Origin of the sequence: Sphingobacterium bovisgrunnientis (genome assembly GCF_009829085.1) — a bacterium.
GTDB lineage: Bacteria > Bacteroidota > Bacteroidia > Sphingobacteriales > Sphingobacteriaceae > Sphingobacterium > Sphingobacterium bovisgrunnientis.
Map to the genome: position 1 here is coordinate 36,591 of NZ_WUQY01000003.1, position 25,146 is coordinate 61,736.

Genomic DNA, 25,146 nt, shown 5'->3' on the forward strand with positions numbered 1-25,146 from the left:
GGTTTATTTTGTACTTTCCTGGCTTTCTTTTTCGGGCGCTATTATCTCGTCCGTTTGAAGGCTCACCCCCGTCATTGAGATGATAGAATTTAAAAAAGCCTGTGTGTTTAACGATTCAAATGCAAATTCAATTACTTGATCTAAATCGTCCTGATTCATTTGCTCAATACAATCAATCAACCACGATGGAGGAGTACTTTTTTTATTCCATAAAACAGTAGCAAGAAACATTATTAAGTTTTTAGACTCATGTTCCGCTAGTTCTGTTCCAGCTCTGAAAACAGTATTATTTAAATATTTATCAAAAGATAATTTATTAATGTAGGTGGAACACAATGATCTTGCACCTAAACAAATAGGAGAAACATACAAAGTTCGTTCTTTAGGCTGCAACCCAACTAATTGAAGAAATTTATCTTTCCAATCTTTAGGTCTGATCTTAAAAACAAACGCCTTACTTTTTTCAGCAAATGCTCCGAATATTACTTTTTGAGATATATCCATTATTATTTTATGATATAATCACAAATATTGAAACTTCAAAATGAAATAAGGAATAGTTTCAAATAAAATAAGGTGCTAAAGTTTTTTTAACCCTTTTTAGTTGCTTAAAAAAGAAAAAGCCTCGATGAGAGGCTTATATTTTAAAACATTTGAATTTTTAGCCATTTACCAATCAGATTTGTCGCTTTGATCAATAATGATGTTTAATATTTTTGATAAGTCCTTTTCAAGCTTTTCCTTTGTTGTTTTTTCAATAAGTTTATCTTTTTCATCGTAAATATATAGTTTCTTTGCGCTATTACTCCACATATCCCTCTTGCCTTTTATACCCATTTCTATTGTAAATTGCACACCTTGGTTAACACTAACGGCGTGTCCATCATATTTTTGGTTTGCTGAGATATTAACTATTGGTGCATTTACACGATATTTATTATCCTTAATATCTACTGTTATTTTATACGAAAGATCTAAGAGATATGCACTACCTGCAGCTTTATCAGTTTTTGTATATCCTGGAATAAAATCATTTATGATTATAACATCATCTTCAGTATCAATTTTTATATATTGAGATTGATGCTTTGATTTTACATTTTTAACAATTTGACTAATAGACTCCTTTGCTAATTTATTATTTTCGATAATAATATCATTTTTTCCATTAGTAAAGTTAATACCTTCAGGATTAATAACAACCTGCTGAGAGTATGATTTAAAAGATACTATGGTTACTAATAATATCAAGATATATTTTTTCATAATTTAATTTGAGATTAATTTTAATCAAATATATGAAAAGTAAAATTATGTTGTCTCAACCGTGTGTGAAAGTTATATTATGATACTTATTGATACCAAAAAAGCCTTTACAAATTAATGTAAAGACTTTTTTTAAGCAAATATCATTAGAAATTTTATTCTCCAGATACAGGCTCTTCCCATAAAACAGATCCTTCTGTGTGGTCTTGAGCTGTAATAGTTAATGAAACTGTTGCTAATCCTGATTTAGCTAAGGCGAAAGTTACTAACGCTACAACTTTTCCATTTGGAATATAAAGCTTATATCCATCTAGAGTAACCAGTTTAACCGCTTTATTAACTTCAAATGAAGAATCTTTATTAGACCAAGTCTTACCTTTACCTGCTGCAGGAGCTGTAACGGTACCGCCTTTAAGCAATTCTAAATTGTCTACTGATACATCATATAATTGAACAGCAAAAACAGTCGATCCTTCTTCTGTAGTGATAGTCCGATAAATACCGCGTCTCTGTTCAATTCTAATATCCTCCGTAGTTGGTTCATTTTCTGTAACGCTTGCGGAATCAATTACAGCGTCTTCCAATTCTGTATAAACAGTTGGAACAGCATTGGCTGTAACATCTGCTACACCAATGTATTGTAAGCCTAAGCTTGAATTTTCTACTGCCATCTTTATAGATTTTTGATAGTTAATTTTACTCTGTTATTAATTATTGTTTGCTCGTTTTCAGGTAGTATGTTTTGAGTTTGAAGCTCCAATAAAACATGCTTAGTTTTGTCGTAATTGAATTTTAAGACCACATTACAAAAGGCAGATAAAACGGATATTCTTTGTTGATTTGGAAGATCTCGCAACCTTACAGCTTTACCATCTACAGTAGCTGAATACTCAGGATTAGGCACAAAAACATTAACGTTGAAAATTCCTTCCTGTAACTGCTCAAAATCAATTGGATTTAGAACATTGATAGTTACATCTTCGTTATTGCTATTTGTTGGCCTAAGGTATCGTCTTACAGCTCCTGATATATTGGTTTTAAGAGTGCTATTCCAAATTATAAAAAAGACATGATCTAATCCCTCCGCTGCTGTCATATTAATTTTTGTAATGTTTTAGATAACTCCATTGAGCTACCAGAAATAACCCATTTATTATTTTTAGCCTCGACGTACAATGCGTAATCTTCACCGGCTACTAACATCATTCCTATGCCTGATTTGGGGATATTAGCCTCTGCAACTGCTTTGCCTTTTTTGTATCCATCATCACCTCCAACGTCTTTAAAATTCTCGTAGACTATATTTCCATCACGGAAAACAACAGTGCCTAATGAGCTTCTAAGATTGAATGTGTGATTTAAGAAGTCTGCGTTCTTACGTAAACTCTCAGCGGAGTTGTCTGCTAATGATTTCAACACTTCAACCACATGATCATTAATATGATTTTTGTAGTCACTGAAATGCTTTTTTACATCAGCCATTTTGAAAGATGCTTTAATCCTTATTTCAGCCATATACGTGTTACTCTTTGACCTCTTTCAAACTTCACCACCTCACCTTTGCCAAATATTTCACCAGTTTTGTCAATGGTGATTTCAACAGGAGTAGAGTAGGGTAGTTCTTTAATTTTTGTGTCCGTAAACACTAAATAGTTGTATTCAAAATTGAAAACGTCAGTACCTTTCGTACGGCCATCAAGAGTGTTGCTTTCAGCTCTGCATGATCTTTCTACAACTTCACTACTTCCATCAGGAAAGATAATATTGCCGTTGGCATCTTCGTATGGCTCCTGAGAACTGCTAATTGTAGCCTTTAACGTATGGATTCTTCTTTTAATCATCGCATACGGCTTATATTTTTCACTTTAACAGAAGGATTCAACGCATTAGTGATATCCTTTCTTCCGTGTTTACGAGCAAAAAAAAGAAGCCTTTCACGGAGTAATTTTGCATCTCTCGAAGTGCTGTATTGACTTTCTGATTCAGATGTTACCGAAATAACTTGAAACATTAAATCAATTGTGCTTTTTTCAACTGCAGATTGCAAACTAGCGTTATATTCACCTGATCCGTCAAGGCCAGCATTTAATAACGCTAATTCTACATCCTCTTCATCTACTTCAAAAGGCTTAATTATACTGTGAAAGGCTTCTTTAATATTCATATCAAGTATTATTATTTGATATAATTAGTTGCAAAATTTAAGCTCCTAATGTATTAAGAATAACTACTTTTTTAGCTTGCTCAAATCCTGGGAAAGCATTATATACTGCCTCTGTTATTTCTGCACTTGGTTTACGAGTTCTCCATCTTGATAAAAGAACGTTATCGGCAACTAAGTAATCAACATTGTCAACTGGTGTGATTTGCTCATCAGCTAGTGCATTATGGATAACACCTAAATCACCTGCAGGAACAAAAATAGCATTTGTTTGACTCCAACCATTTTGAGGAACAGCTTGTTTTTTGCCATCTGAATCGATGTAAGCTAAATCCGAAACTATTTCGAAAATAGGGAAACGTTCAGCGGTAAATGCAGCGTTCACATTCTCCAAGTTTGTAGCAAAGCGTGCATTCGACCCTGGATTGAAATAACCTTTCAAGAAGTCGCGTAAAGATTTATTCTTGATGATTTTGAACCAAAGAGCTTCTGAGATCATTACACGCTCAAAAGATACTCCTAATTTAAGAGCTTTTAAACGCATTTTTTCGAAGTCTTGAATGATATCCGTATCTACATTGGACCAATCACCAACTGAATTAACCTTATTGTCTGCTCCAACTAATGGTACATCAAAGAAAATACCTTTAGGGTTGTTGTCTAAGTTAATTGTGACAGAACCGTATGAAACAGCTTGCTTACACATAAAGTCCAAACGACGTAAAACAGAGTTACGACAGTATGCGTAGTCTTCAATCTCACGTGCCATTACTTGACGTAATCTTTCTGGAAGACCTAATGCATTAGAACCTAAAAGGATTTCAAGGTTTCTCAACTCTTGAGCATTGAATTTACGCCCCACAAAAATAGGAGGCACTTCACCTTTTAATTTTTCTAAACCTTGACGGCCGTGTAATGGAACTTCTGATTCACGAGAGCCAACGGTTGCCATAGCTTCTAAAGTCTCAGCAGAAAGAATCGTTTGAAACTCTAATGAAACAGTCGGATCTGCAGTTCTAAAATATTGAGGGAACCATAAAGGAGCGAAACGTGCTTCTGCCGTTTCAAGCATGATTTCTGGCGTGATACCCTCATTCGCCAAAAATTGTAATAGAGCTGATCTTTGTAAATCCATCCCTCAATTATTTTGTTTGTGAAAAAATAACGTTTGGTAAATTTGCCTTAGTAGTAGCGGAAATAAAACCGATACGACGAGCATAAACCAAACCACCTACCACTGCATCAACTGGATGTGTGTTACCAGTAATAACTTTGATTGAATTGTACAATAAAGCATTACCGTCTCCTGAACCAATTGTATTACCATTTGCCTCCGCTTTTCCATAGGCTGCAGCTAAAGTAATTTTATCATGAGTTGATTCTGATGTGTCAATAGCGGAAATAGTTTTACCATTCAACTTATCACCAACTACTAGGACGTGACCTTTTGCAACCTCAATTTCCGTGTCAGCAGTAACAATTGCTTTTGTTACTGTAGCTGATTTAACAGGAATCGCTGTTCGTGCTAATTCGTCAACCATAATAGCTGTACCCATGCGGATAATATGGCCATTAGGAAAACCTGTTACATTCAAAACAAAACCTCCAGTTAATAATTGTAAGGTTTTGTCGTGTTGAAATACAGGTGGTTCTGGGCTGTATGATTCTCTACGAATATTCATTTCAATTTGAATTTAAATAAGATCGTCTATTTTTTAGCGTGACGATCATTCGCTTTTTTCAAACCTTCTAAAGCAGCTTTACCATTTGCTGTAAGGTCTTTTGGTTTATTTGAATTTGGATCACCAGGTTCTCCTGAATTAGGTTTGCCAGGCGAACGTTCGTTTGCAGCTTTTTTAACAAATTCTTTGCTAAATGCTTTCAACTCTTCCATTGCGCTGTCAAAATCTTCTTCTTGGGATGGTTGCCACTTGTTAATAAGTGTTTCGTTAGTGATACCATTAGCTTCTGCTAATTTTGCCCATTTTTGCTTAATGGTCATGTCGTTGTTTTGCTGTAATAACAAATCAACTTTTTTTGCCAACTCCGCAATAACTTTATCTGCACCGGTAGGTTCAGGATTTGCTGGATTTGGGTTGTTAGGTTCTGTAGGAGCAGGATTCGCAGGTTGTTGGGTCTTCTTTTTGATTTCGTTAGCATAACGGGTGTTTTCCGCTTGCATACGATTAAAAAAAGGCATAGCCCCATTAATTGCGTTTGTAATTTCCTCGTCCGTACTTTCATCTGTTAGATTAGCGCTCAGGTCTGATGCCAGCCCTTCCACTGTAGTAGCTCCGAACCCCTTACTTGCAACTAAGGGTTTCAAAGTAGATAATACTCTTTCTTGGATGTTCATATTTGTTAACTATTTTATGAAGTTCTGTTTTCACAAAAATCATTTATATTCAAAGAATAAAGGAAAAACCAAAGGAGTAATAAGGGCTTAAAATATTATAGAGCCTTATTTATTATAAATCTTATATTTAACCATGAAAGAACTAATTACAGCAACCCTTACCCTCTCAATAAACATGATCGATGGAGATAAAGGTGATAAGTTTTTGCAGAGTCAAATCCAAGTGATAGCAGAGGACCTACAAGAGCAGTATGATTATAAATCGATTGAATATGTCGATCATGAGATAAACAGCGATGAAATTGGGTCTGGGGAGATTGGTTATACAATTACTTATGAAGTGGAGATATAGATATTATTCTCCACTTTATTTTTTCAAGATAGATTATAATGAATATATCTGGTAATCTGAATTGTTTAATTTCAGGTCCGCTTACCCTTCATTTGAATCATATGTATATGCCAGTTGTATACTTTATGGGTCTTATATAATTCGTGCCTGTTCAATCTATCATGCCCTTCACGCAATAAAACTTTTATTAATTTATATTTAATCCATGAATCCACTGTTTTACGACCATACTTTTTGTAGGCCCAGTTTTTAGAGACTTCAACTTTGGTGTCTTCATTGTGATCCTCCATTGCTTTATCATACCCAATTTGGATACAGTCAATAATTATTTTCTCCAGTAAATTTAATTGCATTGCTAGTTCCATGGTGTTCATTTTTTTTTGGTTATATATTAATTGCAATTTAATATTTTAAGAGAAGATATAAGGACGAGACTGTAAGAATACATATTCCCATAATGTTAAAAAATGCTAATGTAAAACCACTTCTGGCAATTTATGGGTAAATTGAGAAATAAATAAATTGAAGAACTATGAAATGTCCTAACTGTAACGAAACGCTATTAATGACGATGCGTCAAAATGTTGAAATTGATTATTGTCCTAAATGCAGAGGCATTTGGTTAGATAAAGGTGAGCTGGATAAACTGTTAGAATATTCTGCTACACAAAGTACAGATGTAAACTATAATAGACCTCAACAACAAGAGTACGATCGAAGGACACATCCACAAGAGTACGATAGAGACGATAGATACTCCCACCCACAGCATAGAAAGAAAAAGAAATCTTTCTTATCCGACTTATTTGACTTTGATTAAGATTTAAATATTCTACAATTGTGTTAATAGTATTGAGCCCATATCGATTAGGATGTGGGCTTTTTTATTTACTGGTGGGTTGATGGAAAAATTGTTATTTCCATGATGTTGGGGATTGAGTAAAGGTAGTAATATGCAAAGTGGTTGAAAAATAGGTTCAAAGAAGGGATTTATATCTTGCCCACAAAAGATAACTTTTATATCTTGTTTTTGCTAATTTTATATCCTTATATTGAGAAGGGAATGTTTTAAAACTTTAAGATAACCTAAATATTACTCTTAACCAATTATTAAGAATGCCTGTTGTAAAGAAGAAAGATGAGTTAAATTATGATTTCGGAAACAATTTATATTCAGAAAAGATATTTGATGATTATAAACCAGAAAATATACCCTCACGAATGTTTGAAGCGATAAAAGTATCTAAGGATCAATTAACTTTCAAATTAATCGATAAAAATCAACGTGACACTATGTCCCTTGTTCATGGAGAAATAAGGGAGTATTTTAATAAACAATATTTTGAAATTATATGGACATATTCAAAAATTAGGCAAAGAGGGTTTTTAACATATTTATTTGAATTATTAATTAAAGATTTTGGATATGAAATTTTATCTGATAAATATCATACTTGTCCTGGATCAAAAGAATTTTGGCAATCCTTAATTCGAAAAAATAAATTTCAAGTCTTACGAATTAACCTTAACTCTAAAAAGAGACACACAAGGAAAGCAAATAAGTGTAAAGAAAACACAATATGGGGATTAGCAGATTCAGATTTTTTACATGATATTAATAATTATGGGAATTTTTTAGAGAGTAATCCACAGGATGTTCTAAATGAGGATTATATTGATGAATTACTTGATTCTATTGATAAGTCAAATGATCTTCAGTTGGGGGGGATTGAAACATCATTTAATTATAAACCATTAATTAATAACGTTTCAAAAGAACATATTAGACTTATTGCTAGGTTATCAAATTAATGTATTCAATAGAGTTTGTAGCTCATTTAAACTAACAGAATTTTCATTGGTGTCTATAAGTATTTTTAAAATCTAATTTATATCACTTAATTCTGCTGTTTAGCCGAATAAAAATGCTGCATAATTACAGCAAATTTCATTATTGTGTATATAAGTTCATTTAAAATAGTATATTTGTGTTGTAATTTTACAGCAAAAGTTTGATATGTCTGATTTTAATGTTGATGAGATCCTAAATAAAGCTTTAGGAAAAGGAAGAGTTTCGAATAAGCTTTCTTTGAAGGAATATTTTGAGAAAAGGATGAAGGATTTAAATATTTCTTTTAGAGGTGTTTGTGATCTTTTAGATATCCAACATCGAACACTTGTGGGAATACTGGATGGAGAGCAAAAACGCGTAGATTATTCTGTATTATTAAAACTCGGTACTTTCTTGCAACTTAGTAAAGATGAACTAGTATTACTCTATCTTGAAAGTATTGAAAGAAATAATGTGGATAATATTGGTATAGATGTTACAACAATTGAATTTATACAAAATAACTTCGATTTATTGGCATTTAAAAAGTGTGGCTTCATTAACAATTTAACAGATTACACCGATATAAATAATAAATTATGTGCGCTTTATGGAGTTGAAAATATACAGTTTTTAAAGTTAGGTGTCATTAAGCCCGCTTTTAGTGCAGGAAAAATTCCCCCAAAAAATGTAGCGGAACGAGACCAATGGATATTAGCTGCTGAAAAAATTTTTGAAGACATCTCCAATCCTTACGAATATAATCGTAAAGAGCTTATCGAATATATTCCTGAAATAAGATGGCACTCTACAAAGCCAGAGGAAGGATTAAAAAGTGTAATAAAAAAACTTTACAGACTTGGTGTTACAGTAATATATTTTCCACCAACTTCCGGACTACATTTAAGAGGAGCAACTATTTCATTTAACGATAAACCATGTATTGTTTTAACAAATTATAAAGGGTTTTATGCTACAATTTGGTTCGCTTTACTGCATGAGCTATTTCATGTACTTTTTGATTGGGATGAAATAAAAGAAAGTAAATATCACATATCTGATAATGATGATGAAGATTTAGCCCTAAAAGAAAAAGAATTGGAAGCTGATTCTTTTGCTCGTAAATATTTCTTTTCTGAAGAAAAAACAAGAAGGGTTAAGGAATTTATTAATAATAAATATGAGATAGCAAGAATTGCTAAAATTAATGATATTCATGAAAGTATGATATATACATTTGATGCATTTGATTCAGGAAAGAAAAATAGATATGCTTGGGTAAGAGCAAATGATTTCAACCCTGATAAATCTATCTGGCTAAGTAATCTTGATTCAGATTGGAAAGATCTTGCTTCAATTAGTAATTATTACAACCGAAATAAAGAATTATATAATTAACCATATAAACATAAACATGAGAAATAGAAATATTAAGGGCTCTAAACAATTGCCCATGTCTAAAAAAACAAGTCAAGACATCCTAAAGGATGAAAAACAAAGTGAATTACAATTTATTTTTGACAATTTAAATCATAAAATAGAAAGTAAGTTTTCTGACAAGTCTTTAGATTTCGAAAGTCAAAAAATCCAGTTATTTAGTGGCAAAATAATCTCAGAAGAAGAGATTTTGAATAGAAGAGTATATCTCTTAAAAAACGTTGCAACATACGAAAAAATGTTCCCTCAGGAATTTTATGATAATATTTTTAGATTAAATCACTGGCAACAGAATAAAAATAAAACTTTAAGACCAAGTGTAGTTGGGAAATATACTAATTTTTGCATATATGCAAGATTTGACAAATCAATTCTTCCCCAACTTCAATCTATAAATCCTTATATCGAATTTGGAATTAGACAATTTAAACATTTTCAATGGCTTAATGAAGATGGAAGACAACAGCTTCTTGTTTATATCCAACAATCAATTGATATGATGAAAGAGTGCACAGAGTGGAATGCATTTGTACAAAAATATGGAGCAAAATATAATATACCTGTTCAGTCGCAAATTGAATTTAACTAGAGGCGGATATTGAAAGATTTATAATTATTATGTGTTATTTATAAAAAAAACCGCTCAAATCACCTGGCGATGCAGAGCGGTCTAACTAAACGTTTACGGCTCATTTTTTGAACCATCATCATCTCTTATTATATTCATTTAGTGCTTTTTCGAGCTTATTTTTTTCTAATAATTTTACTGCAGCTGGATTATCAGAGATCATCTTTTTTAAATTGTCAACAGTAAATTCTACTATTTCTGCTAGATCCCCTTTTTGAATGTGTGTTATGACTTTAACGACTTCGTGATCTGGTGTAATGGTATAAGTGTTTATGTTGGAATATTTTAATAAAAACACCCACCTATCTTTTACAGCAAGTCCTTTAAATGCTTGATACTTCTTATTAGTAAAATATATTTTGTTTGTTTCTTGAGGGTATAATGTTTTGGTTTTTCCGTCAACTTTCCATTTTAAATAAGAAATAGAGTCTTGAAAATGAATCTTAGAACGAACTTCTATTACTTCACCATTTTTTAATTCTACGGAATAATCATGTTTTGAAGATGGAATTCTTTGATAATATTGATGATTAAAGAATTGGGGGTTGTAATTTCCTTTAACCGTTACTGCTCCATATGGTGTGTTTATACGCGTCGGAGGAGTAAATTGTGCAAAACAAAAATTGATACAAGTAAGTAAAGTAATGGATAATATTAAAAATTTCATTTTGGTGAATAATTTAAAAGTTTGTGGCCAAAAGTAATATTTTAATCACTTTCAATGACATTTATTTTTATATAACAAAAAACCGTGCAGAAGCTGGGAACAACTACACGGTCTAACTAACCAATTATAAACCTAAATTATGAAAAGACGATTTTAAACCACCCAACATAGTAAACTAACGGGGTGGTGTCGCTATCATTCCGACTGTCATATCATTCACTACCGACTTTCTAACAAGTATCAATGATAAAGAGTTAACTTGTAGATATGGTATTCTGTCTTTCCAGCTGTCAATTACTATTCTATTAGTCAAGTATTATTTGTCATACTAAACACTTTTACCTTATGAGCGAATTGCTAACTCTCCTTTTATTTTTACCCTTAGGATCGGGTTGTCAAGGCGACAGGATCCGAACCTGTATGAGTAACCGTGTGTGCCTCTTCCTTACTTACTCTATAATTCGTTTTGTAGATTTCCATACTACAAGACACCACACGACGGTGCGTCTACCAATTCCGCCACACCTCAATGTTTCAACAAACCAAAGTATAAAGAACGTATACTCAATTAACTTTGGTTATCCCTAGCTAAGCGTTATTATTCGCTAGGTTATTTTCTTTCCCCAACCGACTACGTGTCGTTAATCTTCTCGAAAATTGGGTTTATGTCATAAATGTAGACCTTTGTTTCATGCCGCCCAATTCCAAAGCTGTAGCAAAATCTCTTTGCTCACCATACGGACTACATTTTATTTTCTATCTATTTATTTCCTTACTTGTGTTAAACAAAGATATAAAACACTTTTTATATAAACAAATACAATTATATATTATTTATTCTTTTTTGATATATTATTTTTCAAAAGTTTTGCTTTGAAACTCTTGATCCTGTCTAGCCTCTTCCAGTATTTGTCTTTGTTCCGCTTCAATATCGGTTACTTCACCTAACATTTGCATAGCTGTTTTACGTGAAAGCAATTTAGCATTTACCATACTAGTTACATGCGAGATTAATTCTTCTTTGTTGACTGGTAATGCATCTTTAACTTTGATTGCTGGTATAACATCATCCATATCTTTAAAATCCTCAGGGCTGAAAGAAATAAGCATTTTTCGGATAACATTGTTTCTCCTGGTTAGCATTTCCTTTAAACGTTTCTGAGCTTTATTGCCTTTCATTTGTGGCCCCATAAATAGCAAACGCAAAGCGATTCCAGATGTACCATTGCTCATTAATTGAGACATGGTATTGAAGCTAATGTCGGGAGTGTTGGTGATATCGAACTGCTCTTGTTTCAGACGATCAAATTCAAGCTTTTTAGATTCTACCATTGCATCAGGCTGCGCGAATGATACACTACCTCTTTGACCTTGATCACCTCCTTTTACTTGAATAACTTTCGCAACTTCACCTTGAGAAGGGAGGGATTCCGCCTCACCTTCAACCACCATTGTAGGGTCACCGTAATAATCATTTGTATCAGCAAGGTTTGATAAGTTGGTTTCTTCTCTATTAGCTAGTGGTTGAATGTTTGCCCACTCAGGACGTTTTTGCTCATGGTAAACAATAGGGAGAAATCCGTAACCTTCTTTTGTTTCTGTTACCCACGGACCACCATCGTCTTGACTTCCTAAAATAATGTGATCAGCATGATAAAAATCAAAGTGTATAGTCTTGATATCGGTTACTGGATCAGTAGTTTCATAACGTCTACCAAGTCCTATAAGGTCACCGTGTTCATCCCAAACTGGATAGATATCGTCTCCATTTTCTTTACAGAGAAGTAAGTAACCTGGTCTACGTATACTACCTTCTAATGTAGTTCCTTTCCAGTAATTTTCATCTTCATAGTCATACCAAAGCTCAGCGCAATGTGTTTCAATCATTCGACGCTCTACAATAGCTTCAGTTTCGAAATAGAGCTTATTATCTTTCCAAACCTTTTGAATGAGTTCGAATAATCCTTTCTTAGCTTCATTGTCTTGGTTGTATTCAAGGGATATTTCGGCACCACACTCAAAAAATACTGCTGCTTCAACAATTTGCATTTGACGCGCCAATTGAAGGCGGTTAACTTCTACTTCTGATTGTTCCGTTGACGTTTTGGTGTCTCCGCTGATGGCATCATCGTATTTTTCACCTTCATGATCTAACATCCGGTTTGCCCTTATATTTGTATCGTTTACATCATGCAGAAAAGGATCGTATTGCTTCATGCAATCAGCCACTGACAAAGTGTTTTTACCCAGCTTGATTACCTTTTCAGTTTTTTTTATGACATCGACAAGCTTGCCAAAATCACCGCTTATAAGCGTCTCTAATTGTTCTTTTTTCATCGTCTTATTCTTCTTTTTGAGGTAGCTTTAATTTTTTCTAATGCTTGTTTTGTTTTTTGCTTAGCGTTTGGATCATTCTTAGTCAAGAAGTCGAATGCATACCTAATTGCGTCAATAGTGTGATTCCATTTGTCTATGGGGATTCCAGCTTTTTTATCGTTCCAGATGTAGTTTTTAAGCTCCGTTTTGATGTTTCTACTTCGTTGAGTATAAACAATTGTGTAATCTTTCATCTTCAGAAGAGAAGCAGCAACAGAGCCAGGAGCTTTCCAACATTCGATTATATTTAGTTTGCCTTGTTTCTTGATATCAGCAATCAATCGATCTTCTGCACTATCTCCGACAATTAAATCATTAGGCTTGAGAATGCGTGATTTATTAAGTGCAATGATATCGTTGGTACCGAGGTCTTTTTTGTCGCAATATTCCTCATCAACATAAATAAGCATTTTTTTACGATCAACAGCCACGCGTATAAGCGTATCAGGATCGACAGAAAAACCATAATCTTGGCCATAACAATAGGGGAGGTATTCATCAAATTCACCTTCTCTCGTATTAGGGAGGATAACACCTTCTTTGATATCAGCCCAACGACCAATAACAACGTTGGCGTATTTGGTCATTTGGAATTTTGCACGATCAAAGTTTCCTTGTGCATCAGTAGCTTGAGCAATAGATTCCTGCTTTATTTGCTCTATACGCTCTAAGAAGTTGCTAGCAAGATTCTCAATGTTATCTAAATAGCTGGTATGAATGTGTAATACATTCGGATGCGTCGATATCTGAACGTCTACGCCATCGATAGTAACGATTTTATGAGTGTCTTTGATGTACTGCTCATAAACGAAATGGGAGTCATCAGTAGGGTTCATTATCAGAATGATTCTGTTTTGAATACCCTTTTGACGAATGGATAACATTAGCTTTTCATAGCTGTCAAAGTCGGTCCATTCCTCCATCTCATCACCAACAAAGGTTGTTAAGCCCTGTATTGATTTAAGTTTTGCCGTTTGATTACCTGATCCGGTTTTGATACCACGGAACATAATAGGCACTTTGGAAAACTTATTGATGATGTTGTTTTTCTTGACTTCAAAAAACTGCTGTGTGCCTTCAAGATCGATTTTCTCTTGAAACTCTGGGATTACAGAGTCTGCAGCACTTGACATCGTATAACGGGAGAAAAGGACACTATGACCTTTCTCAAAACTAAGCCTTTCAAGGAACAATGAACCATTAAACGATTTTCCCGAACCACGTCCACCAGTAATTAAGATGATGAACTTATCAGTATTTTCGTATAATGGAACGTAAGGAGGAGCAATTTTAATCTTAGGTCGTTCCCTAGTTATCTTCTTCCTCGTTGTCGTCTTCTTCGGAATCTTCCCCTGCTTCGTTATCGTCATCTACATTGTTTGCTGCTAACCAAGAAGTAATGCTAACACTGCCGTTTAGCTCCTTGCCGTTTGTTGTAACATCTAATTTCTTGCCGTCAATAACTTTTTTACGCCATTCTTCATCGTGATTGAATAACCAAGTAGCTAATGCTTGAGGATTTGGTGGAAGCTCTTCCGTGGTTTCCATTACAACCATACCGTCTTCTTGAATATATCTTCCTGATTCCATCATTGACGGTAATTTGCGTGTGGTAGACTTGCGTTTAAGACCTCCCAAAGCAACAGCAAGGTATTTTTGCCTAACTGCTGAATTGATCTTCGCACGCCCACGCGCTAAGGCATCAGATATTGAATCATACTTTGACTTTAATTCTAGAAAGTAGGTTGGGTTTAAACTAACCTCAATAGCGATTTCTTTATCGGTCAATCCTTTCATGGCGTAGTTCTCCATTGCATTTGAAAACTCTTCGCTTTCGTAATCCCATCTATCTTTGTTGGCCATTTTATTACGTTTTCAAAACCTTCATTTTTGTTACTTTCTTAGGAAATGATACTTTGGAAATACTAACAGTAATTGATTCATCTTCATAAAAATCTGTATCAACTGGAGCTAAGGTAAAAACCTCATTATCGAAATGTGCTGCTAATAACATCATCTCAACATCCTTATCTCTATCATGAAAGATCAAAATCATATAAGGTTTGAAGGACCTTTTTACTATTTCTTCTCTTGTCATAATTCCTACTTTAACTTTTTAAATTCGTCAATAGCGTTCTCAAGGCAAACCTCAAAGAGGAAATGTCCAAATTCGATAATTGCCAGTACAAGAAAGTAGAACGGTATCAGATCTAGTAATACACGATATTTGCGAGTGTATTCGCCTTCACCTAATTCTTTGAAAACTATTAGCACTTGAATAATATAAATTACGATGAGTGCTCCGATTAATATGTATGTCCAATTCATTTTATTAATTTTTTACCACTGAATTTTATAAGTAGGTAGATTATCTCTCGGATCGCTAATATCTTCAACAGTGTAGCCGTCTTCTTTTAATTGCTCTTTTGTCTCTGACGATAGTCTTCCATAATAGAAAATATCGAACTCACCTTTTAAGACTGCTGCGTTAATTCGTTTGTAAACTGTCTCTAGGTCTTTACCTGATTTATTACTACGCTCCTTTGAACTCAATAACCTTGCTTCACTTGCTTTCATAACTATTTTCTAAGTTTTAAACGATTCGATTTCTTAACTCTGCTTTTCCCATTTCCATGGAGTTCACCGTATTGTTTTGGTGTCATGATGAGACCGTTTAAATAATAGGCGGTGGCTGTTTTGTCTTTTCCTTGACCGAAATCCATCCCTGCAATGACGTTTTTATTTGGTTGAGAAAGAAATGCGTCATCAATTAAAATTGTATCCTGTTTTTTCGCTTGGAAATAGCCGTAAAATATTAAAGCTATGATTCCGATAATGATTAATATTTCCATTTATAGTTTAATAAGTGTATCAATTAGTATCATAATGTAACTTTGCCACACGGTGGAGACGCTAAATCCCTAACTTTTTGTTGCTGTTCTGCTCTCTGGATAATTCGAAATCATAGGCATCATGTTTCGAGTTTCCGCAAGCAATCGTATATACACAAACATTATTTGGATGAAGGAATATGTCAGTTATTATCCATTGCTCCTGATTAACGTCTGTTTTCAAATAAACAATATCCCCAAAGGTGTATTCTGTAAAATGTTGATGCATATCGAATATTATTTTTTGATATATCTATTTTCAAATTTTTTTATTTGTTCGAACGTAGGTACTTCTAAATTCATTTCATGGCATTTATTCCTAATCAGTTGCCATGCGCCTGTTTTACTATTTGCTACTGCAGTTATTCCGTGAATGGAGTCGATGAACATTTGTTGTTTAGGCATTGAACACCCTTTCCGCCACTTCTTCACCTTTCACAATTTTGTCGTATAGATCTTTACCCATTGCTTCCATAAATTCTGCTTTATTTTCGAAGGAATCAAAAGAGAGTGTTACCGTCGGTTCTCCTTCCCATTTTTCGTCAACCTCTTGACTGTATTTTTCTTTTTTCGCTCTGATTTCCTCTTTAGTCTGTGGTGCAGTAGGAGGGTTGAGCTTTGATGCTTTTTCCATTATATCGGTGAAGTCTATTGCTGGTGCATCAAGCGAAAGCATTGTTAAATCGTATTCGTCAAGTCCAGCTAATAACGGGTCAATATCGGTGATGATATTAGCCATTAGATCGCTATCAAATTCACCTTGAACGGATTTCGAATTAAGGAAAATGTTTTGCTCCATTTCCTCTTTTTCTGATAAATTAACCTTTTCGACTGTTACATCGTAATCGTTGGTAGGGTATTTATTGATCTCATCAAGGATAGCTATTTTTTGATGACCACCTACTAAATTACCTGTTGCTTCATTCCAGATGATGCCACCCATGATTCCAAGGCGCTTAATATTTGCCTTAAGCTGTTTTTTAGCTTCGGGAGATATCTTGCGTGGATTATAATGTGCCAGCGTAATTTGTGACCGTTTTAGGGTTACTGGTTCTGATGATTTATGCTTGTTGGTACTCATGTTCAAATATTATTGTTGCAGCTTCCGGATATTCATTAATTACTTTTTGATAATCTTCAGGGCAATATCGTTTACACCAAAGAAGGAAATTTAAATCACCAGGAGTAACGCCTTGTGATTGATGTTTTGGATCGTATACCGTTGGCCGTGGTAATCGCATCTTGTCGATATAAGCTAACACATGTCCGTTTTTCCAACTTTCAATAGGGTATACGTTTTTCGTTTTCGGATTATAGCCTTTAGTGCCTTCTTTTTCTAATGCCATCATCATTAGACGACGCTGTAGGCCGTCAGTACGTTTAAATCCAAAACAAGCCCATTCGATGCCAGTTTCGGACTTTACATCTTGAGCAATTTGGGCTAATGTCCTGCGTTTTAACTTTTCATGTCCTTTATAGCCTAACCATTCGTTTTTTTGATATCCATACAATGCAAAGTGTGGACGCTCAATAAAGGTGATGTTCTTGTATTTAGCTGAAAATGTATTTTTAAAAGCTTCTATATGCGAAAGGTCTTTAACCGTATATAAGTAAACACTTACAACTCGATCAAAGACCTTACAACACATGTCTGTCAACAATATTGAGTCCTTGCCATTCAAAGAACTGAATAGAATAATCTCGTTAGTCTGTGATCTAACATTTCTCAATATGTCTAAAGGCGTCATTATCTAGTTCTACGAGTAATACCAGGTTGACGCATGTCACGACGCGCGGCCGCATTTGATGGTGTGATAGTTCTAACACCACTGTTTGAAGTACCGATACGATATCTTGGTCGTTCAGTTCTTCGTCTTTGTTCAGCTGTTTCTGCCATAGTTCAATAATTAAACGTTATCAGTCTTTTTGACCTTTCCTAGTTCAATGACAAAGCATTCGTCACCTTTTTCAAATCCTTCTGGGATTTCGTTTTGAAATTCACAGATATAAATGTCTTTTACTTCAACAAGGGCCGTTTTGCGATTCTTGTTGTAACCTACTGCTAAAATGATTTCATTAACAGGCTTCATTTTGTCGTAATAGCCATCCTTACCTTTTTCGCAAAACATTTTGAAATAATGCTCGCTTAAGCTTCTGTATTCTTCAACTTTTTTCCCTTCTAGGATTTCTTTGAAATACTCATCTTTAATGATGAGGATTGGTGTTTTGATGATTTTTTTTGACATAAGCTAGAGAAGGCTTTAAAATTCAAAATTAATCTTAAAGCCTGTTTAATTATTGGATACACTAATATAATAAGGTTCTATAAAATTTTAAGACCTTATTTTATAGCAATGTCGAACATTTTTTTAACTGCATATTTTGTATTTAGGGTAATTTTTCTTTGCCAGCATCCATGAAAGCGTGACCAGTTGAAAGAATTCTTTTTGAGAAGTTCAATTATTTCTTTGCTGGGCTTTTCATCATGTTTGATTTGAATACGATCAGCTTCAAAGTTTACGATTATTTGCCCGTTAGGAATAGAATAAGTTTCGCTTTTATGTGGGGATTCTTTTGCCTTATTTTTATCGAAAGCAAGTTCGCGTAAATTCCAAACCTTATGACGAGGTGTTATGATAGGCTTCTTAAGAGGTTTGTTGATTTCTTCAATCAAACTAAGAGCTTTTTCTACTAATTCGGTTTTACCGTTTTTAGCTGCTGTTTCGATCGGGTTGACTAATGAGGAAACAAACAGTGCGCGGCTATATGGTTCGGTACCATTATCGATACCCTGAATTACTGCAGACTGTTTAATAATATGATCTTTAAGGATATTCCAGCTTTCTTCATTCTTTTGCTCGGCTGGTTTATTTCTTTCAACTCGCTTTCTAATTCCTTCTTTTGCTTTTTCGCGCCATTCAGAGAAAGTCTGGTATTTATTGCGTTCTGCATTTAACGCTTTCTCATTTCTTCGAGTGTTGAAATTTGCAGGTCCAGTAACCATTGACGAAGCTGTACGACTTTTAGACGAAAGCCAGTCCAAAAACAATTTCACATATTTTTCAGTATACCAGGTATGATCTTCTAAAGGGATTTCTAAAAGATCCTGATTTAATTCAGCAATATGTTCATTAAGATTTATTCTTGCAGCCTTATCGGGGTTCATTGAGCACCAATAATACGCTTGACGTGCTTTTTCGTAATGTTGAAAAAGAGGTGATTTTGTTAATTCGTAAATATCATAAAGGAATGATTTTACAGTACCAAATTTTTTAAAGTTTTCACCTCTTTGAGGATTGACGATTAACCACTGTTCTAATGATCTACCAGTAGGTATATCTAAGTTTGTGATTCTATTAAATTCTAGGGTAACGATATCACCAAAATCCAATATGGAATCAATGATGTAGTCAGCAAACTGATCGCAATTTTCGAAAGTGTTTTGTGTGTTCATAATGTGTGTTACTTTTAATAACACAAATATAAACAATTGTATTTATATATCGAAAAGGAATATTCAAATATTATTTAATGTTTGAATCGATATATTGATTAATAGAATCTCTTAATTTCGTAAGAGCCTTTACTGACGCTTCTACATCAACAGGTAGTATTCTTTGCTTTCCACTTCCAACTTCTCTTTCTTCAAGTTTATTTAATAACTTTGATGAAGGAGATTTGTTTTCTGGATACATTGCTTCCGAAAGTTTCTTCTTGTTGATGATAGGATTTTGACTTAAAAATTCTTTTAGCTCCATAGTATTACAAATATAAACATATTAAATTATATGGAGAAGTAAATCATTAAAAGTGTGTGCAATTCTGTGTGCACTTGAAAACAATCAAATGTATATGCCTGATATTCAAGTGTAAATTTCAAAATATTGTAGCCTGCTCCCCGCTACTATAAAAAGCTTCAAGGCAACTTGAAGCTTTTTTGCGTTTATAGGCTTTTGAGCCTGTTTTTGGATGTTCGGAGGGATCATTCTGAAAGTTTGGGGGGATAATCACTTTTAAGCATACAATTTCATCACACGGTATAGGAAAAAGGTAGTATCTCTTGCACCTCGAAATATACTCCTGAATGTCTTAAGTTTTGCATTGAAGGATTCTGCGGACGCGTTTGTACTTCTATTGTCGAAGTAATGTAGAATTTGAGGATGGTGGGCAGCAACTGATTTTGCGACACTTTCAAATGAAGCAATTCCCGCATTTTCTACCTGATTGTGCCACAGTCCTAACTTTGTAAAAGCGACTTTTTTATCCTTGCATTTATTGAAGACGTCACCTAAGGCAACACCAAGATCATAAGCTTGTTTTAACTTGGAAAAGCGCATGAACAACAACTCAGCTCGTTGTTTTTGGTTTTCGGACCATTTGCTTGGGTGCTTGAACAAGAGGTGTCTAGATCGAGCCAATAGTTGCTTGAGCGTATCTCCATTAGGAAGTAACTCAGGCTCATATTCAATTCCTCGCTTTCGAGATTCTATTATCTTCTTACTTTCTGTATCCAATACCTCCCAACGATACTTGATGCGTAGTTCTTGGACTGCATCATAAGCTAGCTTTTGGACATGGAATCTATCAATTACGCGCCTAGCATTCCTGAAACATCTACAGATAGCCTTAGCCATGTTTAGTGCTATATCCATGGTTACCTCTTTTACTTTATTTCTTGCGCGTAAGGGTATTTTTTCAAGAACAGCTATGATATCATCTGCTTTTGTTCCCCTTATAGTCGCTAATATGGTTCCTTTCTTCCCCTTTGCTGATTTACAACTTACGATCGTATAAAGTTCACCGTTGCTAAAACTAGTCTCATCGATGCTCAGACGTTCAGAGATGTTTTCAGCAAACAATGTCCAACTCTCTGCATGTGGCTTTTGGTCCCAATCATGGAAATCACTCAAGTGGTTTTTGTACTGAGCCTGTAGTTGCTTGCCATCCATTTGAAAGAATAATCCTACCAAATGAGTGCTTACGGGATGGTTATCCAAATATCTTCTTTAAAAAAAGCCCGAATTCCGTAGTCATTCGAGTACCCTCACGAACTAGATTCCAATCTCTTGTGATGATCTGTCCCGTATCTAGAACCGTCCAGCGACGACAACGAATATTTAGCGTAACTTTCTGACCTCGGATAGGAAAGTCTGAAATCTCAGTGGATGGCATAAATCCTTTTGATTCCAGCTTGCTAGCCTCATAGCTAACTGGAGCTATATTAAGTTCAACTAAATAAATATGGAGTTGATTCTCAATCTGATTGACTTCTAAAATTTGAAAGTATTCTAAAAGCCCTTTGGGCATCAAAAGCGATAGTAATTTACGCTCGGCTTCTTGCAACGGATATCTAATTTAAAATGCTAAAATAAGAATTTTTTTAGTATCCCCCAAAGGATTCTGCTTGATCTGTAATATGTAAAGTTTTAAAAAACAATTAATTACTGTACGGAATTCAAAGCGATACGCGTGCGTGACAGAAATTATATACTGAAAACAAGATAAATAAATTGGCTGACATATATTTCAAATTATAGATTTATTCTATACGTAAATCCTGTACATATTTTTTATTTACTGCATTCGCATCTCTAATAATAGATGAAACAAGATTTGATTCAATGTACTTATTCACAATCATCAAAATAGCCTAAGTATTCGCTAGGAATAGTGATGTCGCCAGGTTTGTGGATTATAAACTGACGTTTGTATCTGCTTTTGCCCATTCAACATTCCTTAAGTCAACCAAATTTTAACCTATCGTTACCGGGATTTAACAAGTTCGCTAGTGTTCGACAATAGTGTTCAATATTTATATAAATTTATCTTCTGTTATTAACCAATGAAAACCATTAATCAGTATTAATTAAAAATAATGACCTAAGAAATCTATGATAGTATTTTAATAAGTGTGCAATTAACATTTATTAATAGCTTTTTAAATTTAACAATGAAACCTATAGTTACCAATTATGAGAGACAAAATTTACTTAAAAACAAGCCTGTTTAAGCGATTGTTGTTATCCTTGATGTGTTCCTTGATGATTCTTTCATCATATGCACAAGAAGATGTGATACGCGTCGCTGGTGTGGTCACAGGGACAGAAGGACCACTCTCAGGAGTTACCATATCCTTGCAATCGGGAAGGGCACTGGGATCTACTGATGTAAAAGGCTATTACGAATTTGAAATTCCTAGAAATTCCATAGTGATTTTCAATCACCTTGCTTATGAAAAAACAGAGATTAAGATCACGGATTATAAACCAAACTCCACTGGTGTTTATGTTATTGACCTTGTTTTAAACGAAAAGATAGGTAATGAAATCGATGAAGCTGTAGTAGTTGGTTTTGGTACACAGAAAAAAGCATCATTAGTCAGCTCAATTACGGTGGTGAATCCGAAGGAACTTAAAGGACCAAGTTCTAATTTGACTACTATGCTTGCTGGACGTGTTTCAGGCATGATTGCTTATCAGCGCTCGGGAGAGCCTGGTGCAGATAATGCACAATTCTTTATTCGTGGTTTGGGATCTTTTGGGTCAGGAAAAACAGATCCTTTAATATTAATTGATGGTATTGAGTCTACATCAACAGATATGGCTCGTTTACAACCTGATGATATTTCGGCTTTTTCTGTGTTGAAAGACGCAACAGCTGCAGCTGTATACGGTGCTCGTGGTGCAAATGGTGTTGTTTTAATTACCACTAAGACCGGTGCTCAAGGTAAGACAAAATTTATGGTAAGAACTGAAGGTAAGCTTTCTACTAATACGCAGAATATTCAGTTGACCGATAATATTACATACATGAACTTGGCTAATGAAGCAGTTTTGACAAGACCAACTCCAAAACCTTTGCCCTATTCACAGGCTAAAATTGAGCACACTATTCGAGGAACAGATCCTTATCTGTACCCAAATAATGATTGGGTAGATATGTTAATCAAGGATTATACATTTAATCAAGGTTACAATTTAAGTGCAAGTGGTGGCGGTAATAGAGCACGTTTTTATGTGTCAGGGACTTATAATGCTGATAATGGTATATTGAAAAAGCATGGTACAAGCAATTTCAATAACAATATTAAATTGATTAACTACTCATTGCGTTCGAATATCAATATTGACTTAACTAAGACTACGGAAGCTCGTGTAAATCTGTATGGTCAATTTGATGATTATAATGGACCTACTCGCGATGGTGCAGAATATTTTAGAATGGCATTATGGTCTAATCCTGTTCAATTCCCTGCAGTATACCCTGCAGAATATCTACCTTATATTCAACATCCATTATTTGGTGGGCATGTTGTAATGGACGGTAATTCTACAAATGGTGTGTTATTGTCAAATCCGTATGCTGAATTGGTGCGAGGCTATAGACAGTATAATCGTTCTACATTAATGCCGCAATTGGAAATCAAACAGAATTTAGATTTTATCACAAAAGGTTTGAATTTCCGAACGATGGCTTATGCTAAGCGCTATTCGTATGGTCAGACTTCTCGCTCTTATAATCCATTTTATTATTCGGCAAGATTAGACCCAGCAGATTATACTATAGATTTAAGTGTAATCAATGATGGAACAACTGGATCTGTTGGGCAAGTAGGACAAGAATTCTTGGGTTATGGATCATCGGGTTCAGACATAAACGCTACTTTATACTTAGAAGCTGCAGCAAACTATGCGCGTAATTTTGGTAAACATGATGTGTCCGGTATGTTAATTACTTTATTCCAAGATTATAAAATTGCAAGAGATAATATTACTTCATTACAGCTTGGTCTTCCTCGTCGTAACAATGGTCTTTCGGGTCGTTTTACGTACGGATACGATAATCGTTATTTGGCTGAATTTAATTTCGGATATAATGGTTCGGAACGTTTCCATGAATCAAAACGTTTTGGTTTTTTTCCATCATTTGGTCTAGCATATAGAATTTCGAATGAAAACTTCTTTGAAACGCTGAAACCAGTGATCTCCGATATGAAATTTAGAGCGACATATGGTATAATTGGTAATGATGCGATAGGTTCTGATACAGATCGATTCTTTTACTTGTCAGAAGTTAATATTGGTAATGGAGGTTATGGTTCTACATTTGGTTATGATTATCAATATTCAAGACCGGGTGTAAGTGTGAGCCGTTATGCAAACCATGACATCGCTTGGGAACAATCTAGACAAATTAACTTAGGTTTTGATATGTCATTTTTGAATGGAAGTATCAATATCGTAGCTGACGCGTACAAAGATTATAAATCCAATATTCTAGAATCAAGATCATACATCGGTACTACCATTGGTCTTCAGGCAACCCCTATGGCAAATACGGGTAAAGTTGAGAAACAAGGCTTTGATATTTCCGTTGATTACAGCAAAAGCTTATCTACAGGATGGTTTTTCCAATACAGGGGTAATTTAACATTCGCGCAATCAAAGATTACAAAACGTGATGAGTTGTTGTATCCAGAACATATGTCTTATAGATATCAAGTAGGGCATTCCGCAGCACAAGCTTTTGGGTTAATCGCTGAGCGCTTATTTATTGATGAGTATGATGTTGCTAACTCTCCAATCCAACAATTTGGTGATTATATGGCCGGTGATATCAAATATCGTGATATGAATGGGGATGAAATGATAACTTGGAATGATGCTGTTCCGATTGGATATCCTACTTCTCCTGAGTTGATATATGGATTTGGTGGTACTACAGGTTATAAAGGTTTTGATTTCTCATTTTTCTTCCAAGGTTCAGGTAAATCTTCATTCTTCATCAATCCAGAAAACATAACACCATTTGTTCGTAATGGTGGTGCACAAAATGGCCTATTAACTGCGATTGCTGAAAGTCATTGGTCTGAAGAAAATAGAAATATGTATGCTTTATTCCCAAGATTGAGTGATTATTTTGTAGGTAATAATAACCAACAATCTACATGGTGGATGCGGAATGGCGAGTTTTTACGTCTTAAAAACATTGAATTAGGGTTTAATGCGCCTTCATCTCTATTGAATCGCTATAAGTTAGGTTCAGTTCGTTTCTACGCCAATATGATGAACGTATTTACCATTAGCAATTTTAAATTGTGGGATGTTGAGATGGGAGGTAACGGTTTAGGTTATCCAATTCAACGTACATACAATTTTGGTATTCAAGCAAATTTTTAATT

Annotated in this window: 33 protein-coding genes and 1 tRNA gene; 6 read left to right on the plus strand and 28 right to left on the minus strand. The window is 34.5% G+C overall.

Going from position 1 to position 25,146, the window contains the following annotated elements; all coding sequences use genetic code 11:
• Positions 1-3 precede the first annotated feature (3 nt).
• From GOQ16_RS02525 to GOQ16_RS02570, 10 genes are all read right to left on the minus strand, one after another.
• Entirely contained in the window at positions 4-504 is a 501-nt protein-coding gene (locus GOQ16_RS02525; RefSeq protein ID WP_160067595.1) for a hypothetical protein, read from the minus strand.
• A 165-nt stretch (positions 505-669) separates the two neighbouring features.
• Entirely contained in the window at positions 670-1,266 is a 597-nt protein-coding gene (locus tag GOQ16_RS02530) for a hypothetical protein (protein WP_160067597.1), read from the minus strand.
• A 155-nt stretch (positions 1,267-1,421) separates the two neighbouring features.
• A complete protein-coding gene (locus GOQ16_RS02535) occupies positions 1,422-1,937 on the minus strand; it encodes a phage tail tube protein (RefSeq protein ID WP_160067599.1) in 516 nt (171 codons plus the stop codon).
• 2 nt (positions 1,938-1,939) lie between these two features.
• The gene (locus GOQ16_RS02540) at positions 1,940-2,362 is read right to left on the minus strand and encodes a hypothetical protein (protein WP_160067601.1); all 423 of its coding nucleotides are present in this window, start codon (positions 2,360-2,362) and stop codon (positions 1,940-1,942) included.
• Positions 2,359-2,781: a hypothetical protein gene (locus GOQ16_RS02545; protein WP_160067603.1), complete on the minus strand. Its 423-nt coding sequence runs from the start codon at positions 2,779-2,781 to the stop codon at positions 2,359-2,361. The genes GOQ16_RS02540 and GOQ16_RS02545 overlap by 4 nt, the downstream gene beginning before the upstream one ends.
• The gene (locus GOQ16_RS02550) at positions 2,769-3,107 is read right to left on the minus strand and encodes a hypothetical protein (protein ID WP_160067605.1); all 339 of its coding nucleotides are present in this window, start codon (positions 3,105-3,107) and stop codon (positions 2,769-2,771) included. Before GOQ16_RS02550 ends, GOQ16_RS02545 begins: the two co-directional genes overlap by 13 nt.
• Complete coding sequence (locus tag GOQ16_RS02555; RefSeq protein WP_160067607.1) at positions 3,104-3,430, minus strand: DUF6706 family protein; 327 nt, start codon at positions 3,428-3,430, stop codon at positions 3,104-3,106. The genes GOQ16_RS02550 and GOQ16_RS02555 overlap by 4 nt, the downstream gene beginning before the upstream one ends.
• A gap of 37 nt (positions 3,431-3,467) precedes the next feature.
• Complete coding sequence (locus tag GOQ16_RS02560; RefSeq protein WP_160067609.1) at positions 3,468-4,562, minus strand: major capsid protein; 1,095 nt, start codon at positions 4,560-4,562, stop codon at positions 3,468-3,470.
• Between the two features lie 7 nt (positions 4,563-4,569).
• A complete protein-coding gene (locus tag GOQ16_RS02565) occupies positions 4,570-5,109 on the minus strand; it encodes a hypothetical protein (RefSeq protein ID WP_160067611.1) in 540 nt (179 codons plus the stop codon).
• Positions 5,110-5,135: 26 nt separating this feature from the next.
• Positions 5,136-5,783: a hypothetical protein gene (locus GOQ16_RS02570; RefSeq protein ID WP_160067613.1), complete on the minus strand. Its 648-nt coding sequence runs from the start codon at positions 5,781-5,783 to the stop codon at positions 5,136-5,138.
• 133 nt (positions 5,784-5,916) lie between these two features.
• Between GOQ16_RS02570 and GOQ16_RS02575 the strand changes: the two genes are divergently transcribed.
• A complete protein-coding gene (locus GOQ16_RS02575; RefSeq protein WP_160067615.1) occupies positions 5,917-6,135 on the plus strand; it encodes a hypothetical protein in 219 nt (72 codons plus the stop codon).
• 71 nt (positions 6,136-6,206) lie between these two features.
• Here GOQ16_RS02575 and GOQ16_RS02580 read toward each other — a convergent pair whose 3' ends face one another.
• Positions 6,207-6,500, minus strand: coding sequence for a hypothetical protein (locus tag GOQ16_RS02580; RefSeq protein ID WP_160067617.1), 294 nt, complete (start codon positions 6,498-6,500; stop codon positions 6,207-6,209).
• A 167-nt stretch (positions 6,501-6,667) separates the two neighbouring features.
• Here GOQ16_RS02580 and GOQ16_RS02585 point away from each other — a divergent pair, with 167 nt between their 5' ends.
• The 4 genes from GOQ16_RS02585 (at position 6,668) to GOQ16_RS02600 (ending at position 9,992) form a co-directional block, all read left to right on the plus strand.
• The gene (locus tag GOQ16_RS02585; protein WP_160067619.1) at positions 6,668-6,955 is read left to right on the plus strand and encodes a TFIIB-type zinc ribbon-containing protein; all 288 of its coding nucleotides are present in this window, start codon (positions 6,668-6,670) and stop codon (positions 6,953-6,955) included.
• Between the two features lie 296 nt (positions 6,956-7,251).
• Complete coding sequence (locus tag GOQ16_RS02590) at positions 7,252-7,947, plus strand: hypothetical protein (protein ID WP_160067621.1); 696 nt, start codon at positions 7,252-7,254, stop codon at positions 7,945-7,947.
• A 205-nt stretch (positions 7,948-8,152) separates the two neighbouring features.
• Entirely contained in the window at positions 8,153-9,364 is a 1,212-nt protein-coding gene (locus tag GOQ16_RS02595) for an ImmA/IrrE family metallo-endopeptidase (protein ID WP_160067623.1), read from the plus strand.
• 16 nt (positions 9,365-9,380) lie between these two features.
• On the plus strand, positions 9,381-9,992 hold the full coding sequence (locus tag GOQ16_RS02600) for a P63C domain-containing protein (RefSeq protein ID WP_160067625.1): 612 nt from the start codon (positions 9,381-9,383) through the stop codon (positions 9,990-9,992).
• Positions 9,993-10,110: 118 nt separating this feature from the next.
• Here GOQ16_RS02600 and GOQ16_RS02605 read toward each other — a convergent pair whose 3' ends face one another.
• The 17 genes from GOQ16_RS02605 to GOQ16_RS02685 form a co-directional block, all read right to left on the minus strand.
• Positions 10,111-10,698 (minus strand): hypothetical protein, encoded by a 588-nt coding sequence (locus tag GOQ16_RS02605; RefSeq protein WP_160067627.1) that lies wholly within the window; start codon positions 10,696-10,698, stop codon positions 10,111-10,113.
• 395 nt (positions 10,699-11,093) lie between these two features.
• Positions 11,094-11,227 (minus strand) — tRNA-OTHER (locus GOQ16_RS02610).
• 323 nt (positions 11,228-11,550) lie between these two features.
• Positions 11,551-13,035, minus strand: a complete 1,485-nt coding sequence (locus GOQ16_RS02615; RefSeq protein ID WP_160067629.1) for a phage portal protein — start codon at positions 13,033-13,035, stop codon at positions 11,551-11,553.
• Complete coding sequence (locus GOQ16_RS02620; RefSeq protein ID WP_160067631.1) at positions 13,032-14,444, minus strand: PBSX family phage terminase large subunit; 1,413 nt, start codon at positions 14,442-14,444, stop codon at positions 13,032-13,034. Before GOQ16_RS02620 ends, GOQ16_RS02615 begins: the two co-directional genes overlap by 4 nt.
• Entirely contained in the window at positions 14,383-14,937 is a 555-nt protein-coding gene (locus GOQ16_RS02625) for a hypothetical protein (RefSeq protein ID WP_160067633.1), read from the minus strand. Before GOQ16_RS02625 ends, GOQ16_RS02620 begins: the two co-directional genes overlap by 62 nt.
• 4 nt (positions 14,938-14,941) lie before the next feature.
• A complete protein-coding gene (locus GOQ16_RS02630; RefSeq protein WP_160067635.1) occupies positions 14,942-15,172 on the minus strand; it encodes a hypothetical protein in 231 nt (76 codons plus the stop codon).
• A gap of 5 nt (positions 15,173-15,177) precedes the next feature.
• Positions 15,178-15,402 carry a hypothetical protein gene (locus tag GOQ16_RS02635; RefSeq protein WP_160067637.1) on the minus strand — a complete coding sequence of 75 codons (225 nt, stop codon included), beginning with the start codon at positions 15,400-15,402 and terminating at the stop codon, positions 15,178-15,180.
• A gap of 12 nt (positions 15,403-15,414) precedes the next feature.
• A complete protein-coding gene (locus GOQ16_RS02640) occupies positions 15,415-15,651 on the minus strand; it encodes a hypothetical protein (protein WP_160067639.1) in 237 nt (78 codons plus the stop codon).
• Positions 15,652-15,653: 2 nt separating this feature from the next.
• Positions 15,654-15,926 (minus strand): hypothetical protein, encoded by a 273-nt coding sequence (locus tag GOQ16_RS02645; RefSeq protein WP_160067641.1) that lies wholly within the window; start codon positions 15,924-15,926, stop codon positions 15,654-15,656.
• A gap of 436 nt (positions 15,927-16,362) precedes the next feature.
• On the minus strand, positions 16,363-17,046 hold the full coding sequence (locus GOQ16_RS02650; RefSeq protein ID WP_160067643.1) for a ParB N-terminal domain-containing protein: 684 nt from the start codon (positions 17,044-17,046) through the stop codon (positions 16,363-16,365).
• Positions 17,027-17,713 (minus strand): phosphoadenosine phosphosulfate reductase domain-containing protein, encoded by a 687-nt coding sequence (locus GOQ16_RS02655; protein WP_160067645.1) that lies wholly within the window; start codon positions 17,711-17,713, stop codon positions 17,027-17,029. The genes GOQ16_RS02650 and GOQ16_RS02655 overlap by 20 nt, the downstream gene beginning before the upstream one ends.
• Positions 17,713-17,862: a hypothetical protein gene (locus GOQ16_RS02660; RefSeq protein WP_160067647.1), complete on the minus strand. Its 150-nt coding sequence runs from the start codon at positions 17,860-17,862 to the stop codon at positions 17,713-17,715. Before GOQ16_RS02660 ends, GOQ16_RS02655 begins: the two co-directional genes overlap by 1 nt.
• A 10-nt stretch (positions 17,863-17,872) precedes the next feature.
• Positions 17,873-18,211 carry an ASCH domain-containing protein gene (locus tag GOQ16_RS02665; RefSeq protein ID WP_160067649.1) on the minus strand — a complete coding sequence of 113 codons (339 nt, stop codon included), beginning with the start codon at positions 18,209-18,211 and terminating at the stop codon, positions 17,873-17,875.
• Positions 18,212-18,306: 95 nt separating this feature from the next.
• Positions 18,307-19,419: a hypothetical protein gene (locus GOQ16_RS02670; RefSeq protein ID WP_160067651.1), complete on the minus strand. Its 1,113-nt coding sequence runs from the start codon at positions 19,417-19,419 to the stop codon at positions 18,307-18,309.
• A 70-nt stretch (positions 19,420-19,489) separates the two neighbouring features.
• Positions 19,490-19,723, minus strand: coding sequence for a hypothetical protein (locus GOQ16_RS02675; protein ID WP_160067653.1), 234 nt, complete (start codon positions 19,721-19,723; stop codon positions 19,490-19,492).
• 255 nt (positions 19,724-19,978) lie between these two features.
• On the minus strand, positions 19,979-20,962 hold the full coding sequence (locus GOQ16_RS02680; protein WP_240140947.1) for an ISAon1 family transposase: 984 nt from the start codon (positions 20,960-20,962) through the stop codon (positions 19,979-19,981).
• A complete protein-coding gene (locus GOQ16_RS02685; RefSeq protein WP_160067655.1) occupies positions 20,955-21,308 on the minus strand; it encodes an ISAon1 family transposase N-terminal region protein in 354 nt (117 codons plus the stop codon). The genes GOQ16_RS02680 and GOQ16_RS02685 overlap by 8 nt, the downstream gene beginning before the upstream one ends.
• 629 nt (positions 21,309-21,937) lie before the next feature.
• Between GOQ16_RS02685 and GOQ16_RS02690 the strand changes: the two genes are divergently transcribed.
• Entirely contained in the window at positions 21,938-25,144 is a 3,207-nt protein-coding gene (locus tag GOQ16_RS02690) for a SusC/RagA family TonB-linked outer membrane protein (RefSeq protein WP_160067657.1), read from the plus strand.
• The last annotated feature ends 2 nt before the right edge of the window (positions 25,145-25,146 follow it).

Excerpts from the sequence above, each read along its gene's own strand:
- GOQ16_RS02595 (WP_160067623.1), top strand. The coding sequence starts at position 8,153 with ATGTCTGATTTTAATGTTGATGAGATCCTAAATAAAGCTTTAGGAAAA.
- GOQ16_RS02655 (WP_160067645.1), bottom strand. The coding sequence starts at position 17,713 with ATGACGCCTTTAGACATATTGAGAAATGTTAGATCACAGACTAACGAG.
- GOQ16_RS02530 (WP_160067597.1), bottom strand. The coding sequence starts at position 1,266 with ATGAAAAAATATATCTTGATATTATTAGTAACCATAGTATCTTTTAAA.
- GOQ16_RS02570 (WP_160067613.1), bottom strand. The coding sequence starts at position 5,783 with ATGAACATCCAAGAAAGAGTATTATCTACTTTGAAACCCTTAGTTGCA.
- GOQ16_RS02585 (WP_160067619.1), top strand. The coding sequence starts at position 6,668 with ATGAAATGTCCTAACTGTAACGAAACGCTATTAATGACGATGCGTCAA.
- GOQ16_RS02690 (WP_160067657.1), top strand. The coding sequence starts at position 21,938 with ATGAGAGACAAAATTTACTTAAAAACAAGCCTGTTTAAGCGATTGTTG.
- GOQ16_RS02660 (WP_160067647.1), bottom strand. The coding sequence starts at position 17,862 with ATGGCAGAAACAGCTGAACAAAGACGAAGAACTGAACGACCAAGATAT.
- GOQ16_RS02635 (WP_160067637.1), bottom strand. The coding sequence starts at position 15,402 with ATGAATTGGACATACATATTAATCGGAGCACTCATCGTAATTTATATT.
- GOQ16_RS02675 (WP_160067653.1), bottom strand. The coding sequence starts at position 19,723 with ATGGAGCTAAAAGAATTTTTAAGTCAAAATCCTATCATCAACAAGAAG.
- GOQ16_RS02630 (WP_160067635.1), bottom strand. The coding sequence starts at position 15,172 with ATGACAAGAGAAGAAATAGTAAAAAGGTCCTTCAAACCTTATATGATT.
- GOQ16_RS02580 (WP_160067617.1), bottom strand. The coding sequence starts at position 6,500 with ATGGAACTAGCAATGCAATTAAATTTACTGGAGAAAATAATTATTGAC.
- GOQ16_RS02535 (WP_160067599.1), bottom strand. The coding sequence starts at position 1,937 with ATGGCAGTAGAAAATTCAAGCTTAGGCTTACAATACATTGGTGTAGCA.
- GOQ16_RS02650 (WP_160067643.1), bottom strand. The coding sequence starts at position 17,046 with ATGAGTACCAACAAGCATAAATCATCAGAACCAGTAACCCTAAAACGG.
- GOQ16_RS02540 (WP_160067601.1), bottom strand. The coding sequence starts at position 2,362 with ATGACAGCAGCGGAGGGATTAGATCATGTCTTTTTTATAATTTGGAAT.
- GOQ16_RS02590 (WP_160067621.1), top strand. The coding sequence starts at position 7,252 with ATGCCTGTTGTAAAGAAGAAAGATGAGTTAAATTATGATTTCGGAAAC.
- GOQ16_RS02640 (WP_160067639.1), bottom strand. The coding sequence starts at position 15,651 with ATGAAAGCAAGTGAAGCAAGGTTATTGAGTTCAAAGGAGCGTAGTAAT.
- GOQ16_RS02525 (WP_160067595.1), bottom strand. The coding sequence starts at position 504 with ATGGATATATCTCAAAAAGTAATATTCGGAGCATTTGCTGAAAAAAGT.
- GOQ16_RS02565 (WP_160067611.1), bottom strand. The coding sequence starts at position 5,109 with ATGAATATTCGTAGAGAATCATACAGCCCAGAACCACCTGTATTTCAA.
- GOQ16_RS02575 (WP_160067615.1), top strand. The coding sequence starts at position 5,917 with ATGAAAGAACTAATTACAGCAACCCTTACCCTCTCAATAAACATGATC.
- GOQ16_RS02645 (WP_160067641.1), bottom strand. The coding sequence starts at position 15,926 with ATGGAAATATTAATCATTATCGGAATCATAGCTTTAATATTTTACGGC.
- GOQ16_RS02550 (WP_160067605.1), bottom strand. The coding sequence starts at position 3,107 with ATGATTAAAAGAAGAATCCATACGTTAAAGGCTACAATTAGCAGTTCT.
- GOQ16_RS02620 (WP_160067631.1), bottom strand. The coding sequence starts at position 14,444 with ATGACGATAACGAAGCAGGGGAAGATTCCGAAGAAGACGACAACGAGG.
- GOQ16_RS02605 (WP_160067627.1), bottom strand. The coding sequence starts at position 10,698 with ATGAAATTTTTAATATTATCCATTACTTTACTTACTTGTATCAATTTT.
- GOQ16_RS02555 (WP_160067607.1), bottom strand. The coding sequence starts at position 3,430 with ATGAATATTAAAGAAGCCTTTCACAGTATAATTAAGCCTTTTGAAGTA.
- GOQ16_RS02625 (WP_160067633.1), bottom strand. The coding sequence starts at position 14,937 with ATGGCCAACAAAGATAGATGGGATTACGAAAGCGAAGAGTTTTCAAAT.
- GOQ16_RS02545 (WP_160067603.1), bottom strand. The coding sequence starts at position 2,781 with ATGGCTGAAATAAGGATTAAAGCATCTTTCAAAATGGCTGATGTAAAA.
- GOQ16_RS02560 (WP_160067609.1), bottom strand. The coding sequence starts at position 4,562 with ATGGATTTACAAAGATCAGCTCTATTACAATTTTTGGCGAATGAGGGT.
- GOQ16_RS02670 (WP_160067651.1), bottom strand. The coding sequence starts at position 19,419 with ATGAACACACAAAACACTTTCGAAAATTGCGATCAGTTTGCTGACTAC.
- GOQ16_RS02600 (WP_160067625.1), top strand. The coding sequence starts at position 9,381 with ATGAGAAATAGAAATATTAAGGGCTCTAAACAATTGCCCATGTCTAAA.
- GOQ16_RS02665 (WP_160067649.1), bottom strand. The coding sequence starts at position 18,211 with ATGTCAAAAAAAATCATCAAAACACCAATCCTCATCATTAAAGATGAG.
- GOQ16_RS02615 (WP_160067629.1), bottom strand. The coding sequence starts at position 13,035 with ATGAAAAAAGAACAATTAGAGACGCTTATAAGCGGTGATTTTGGCAAG.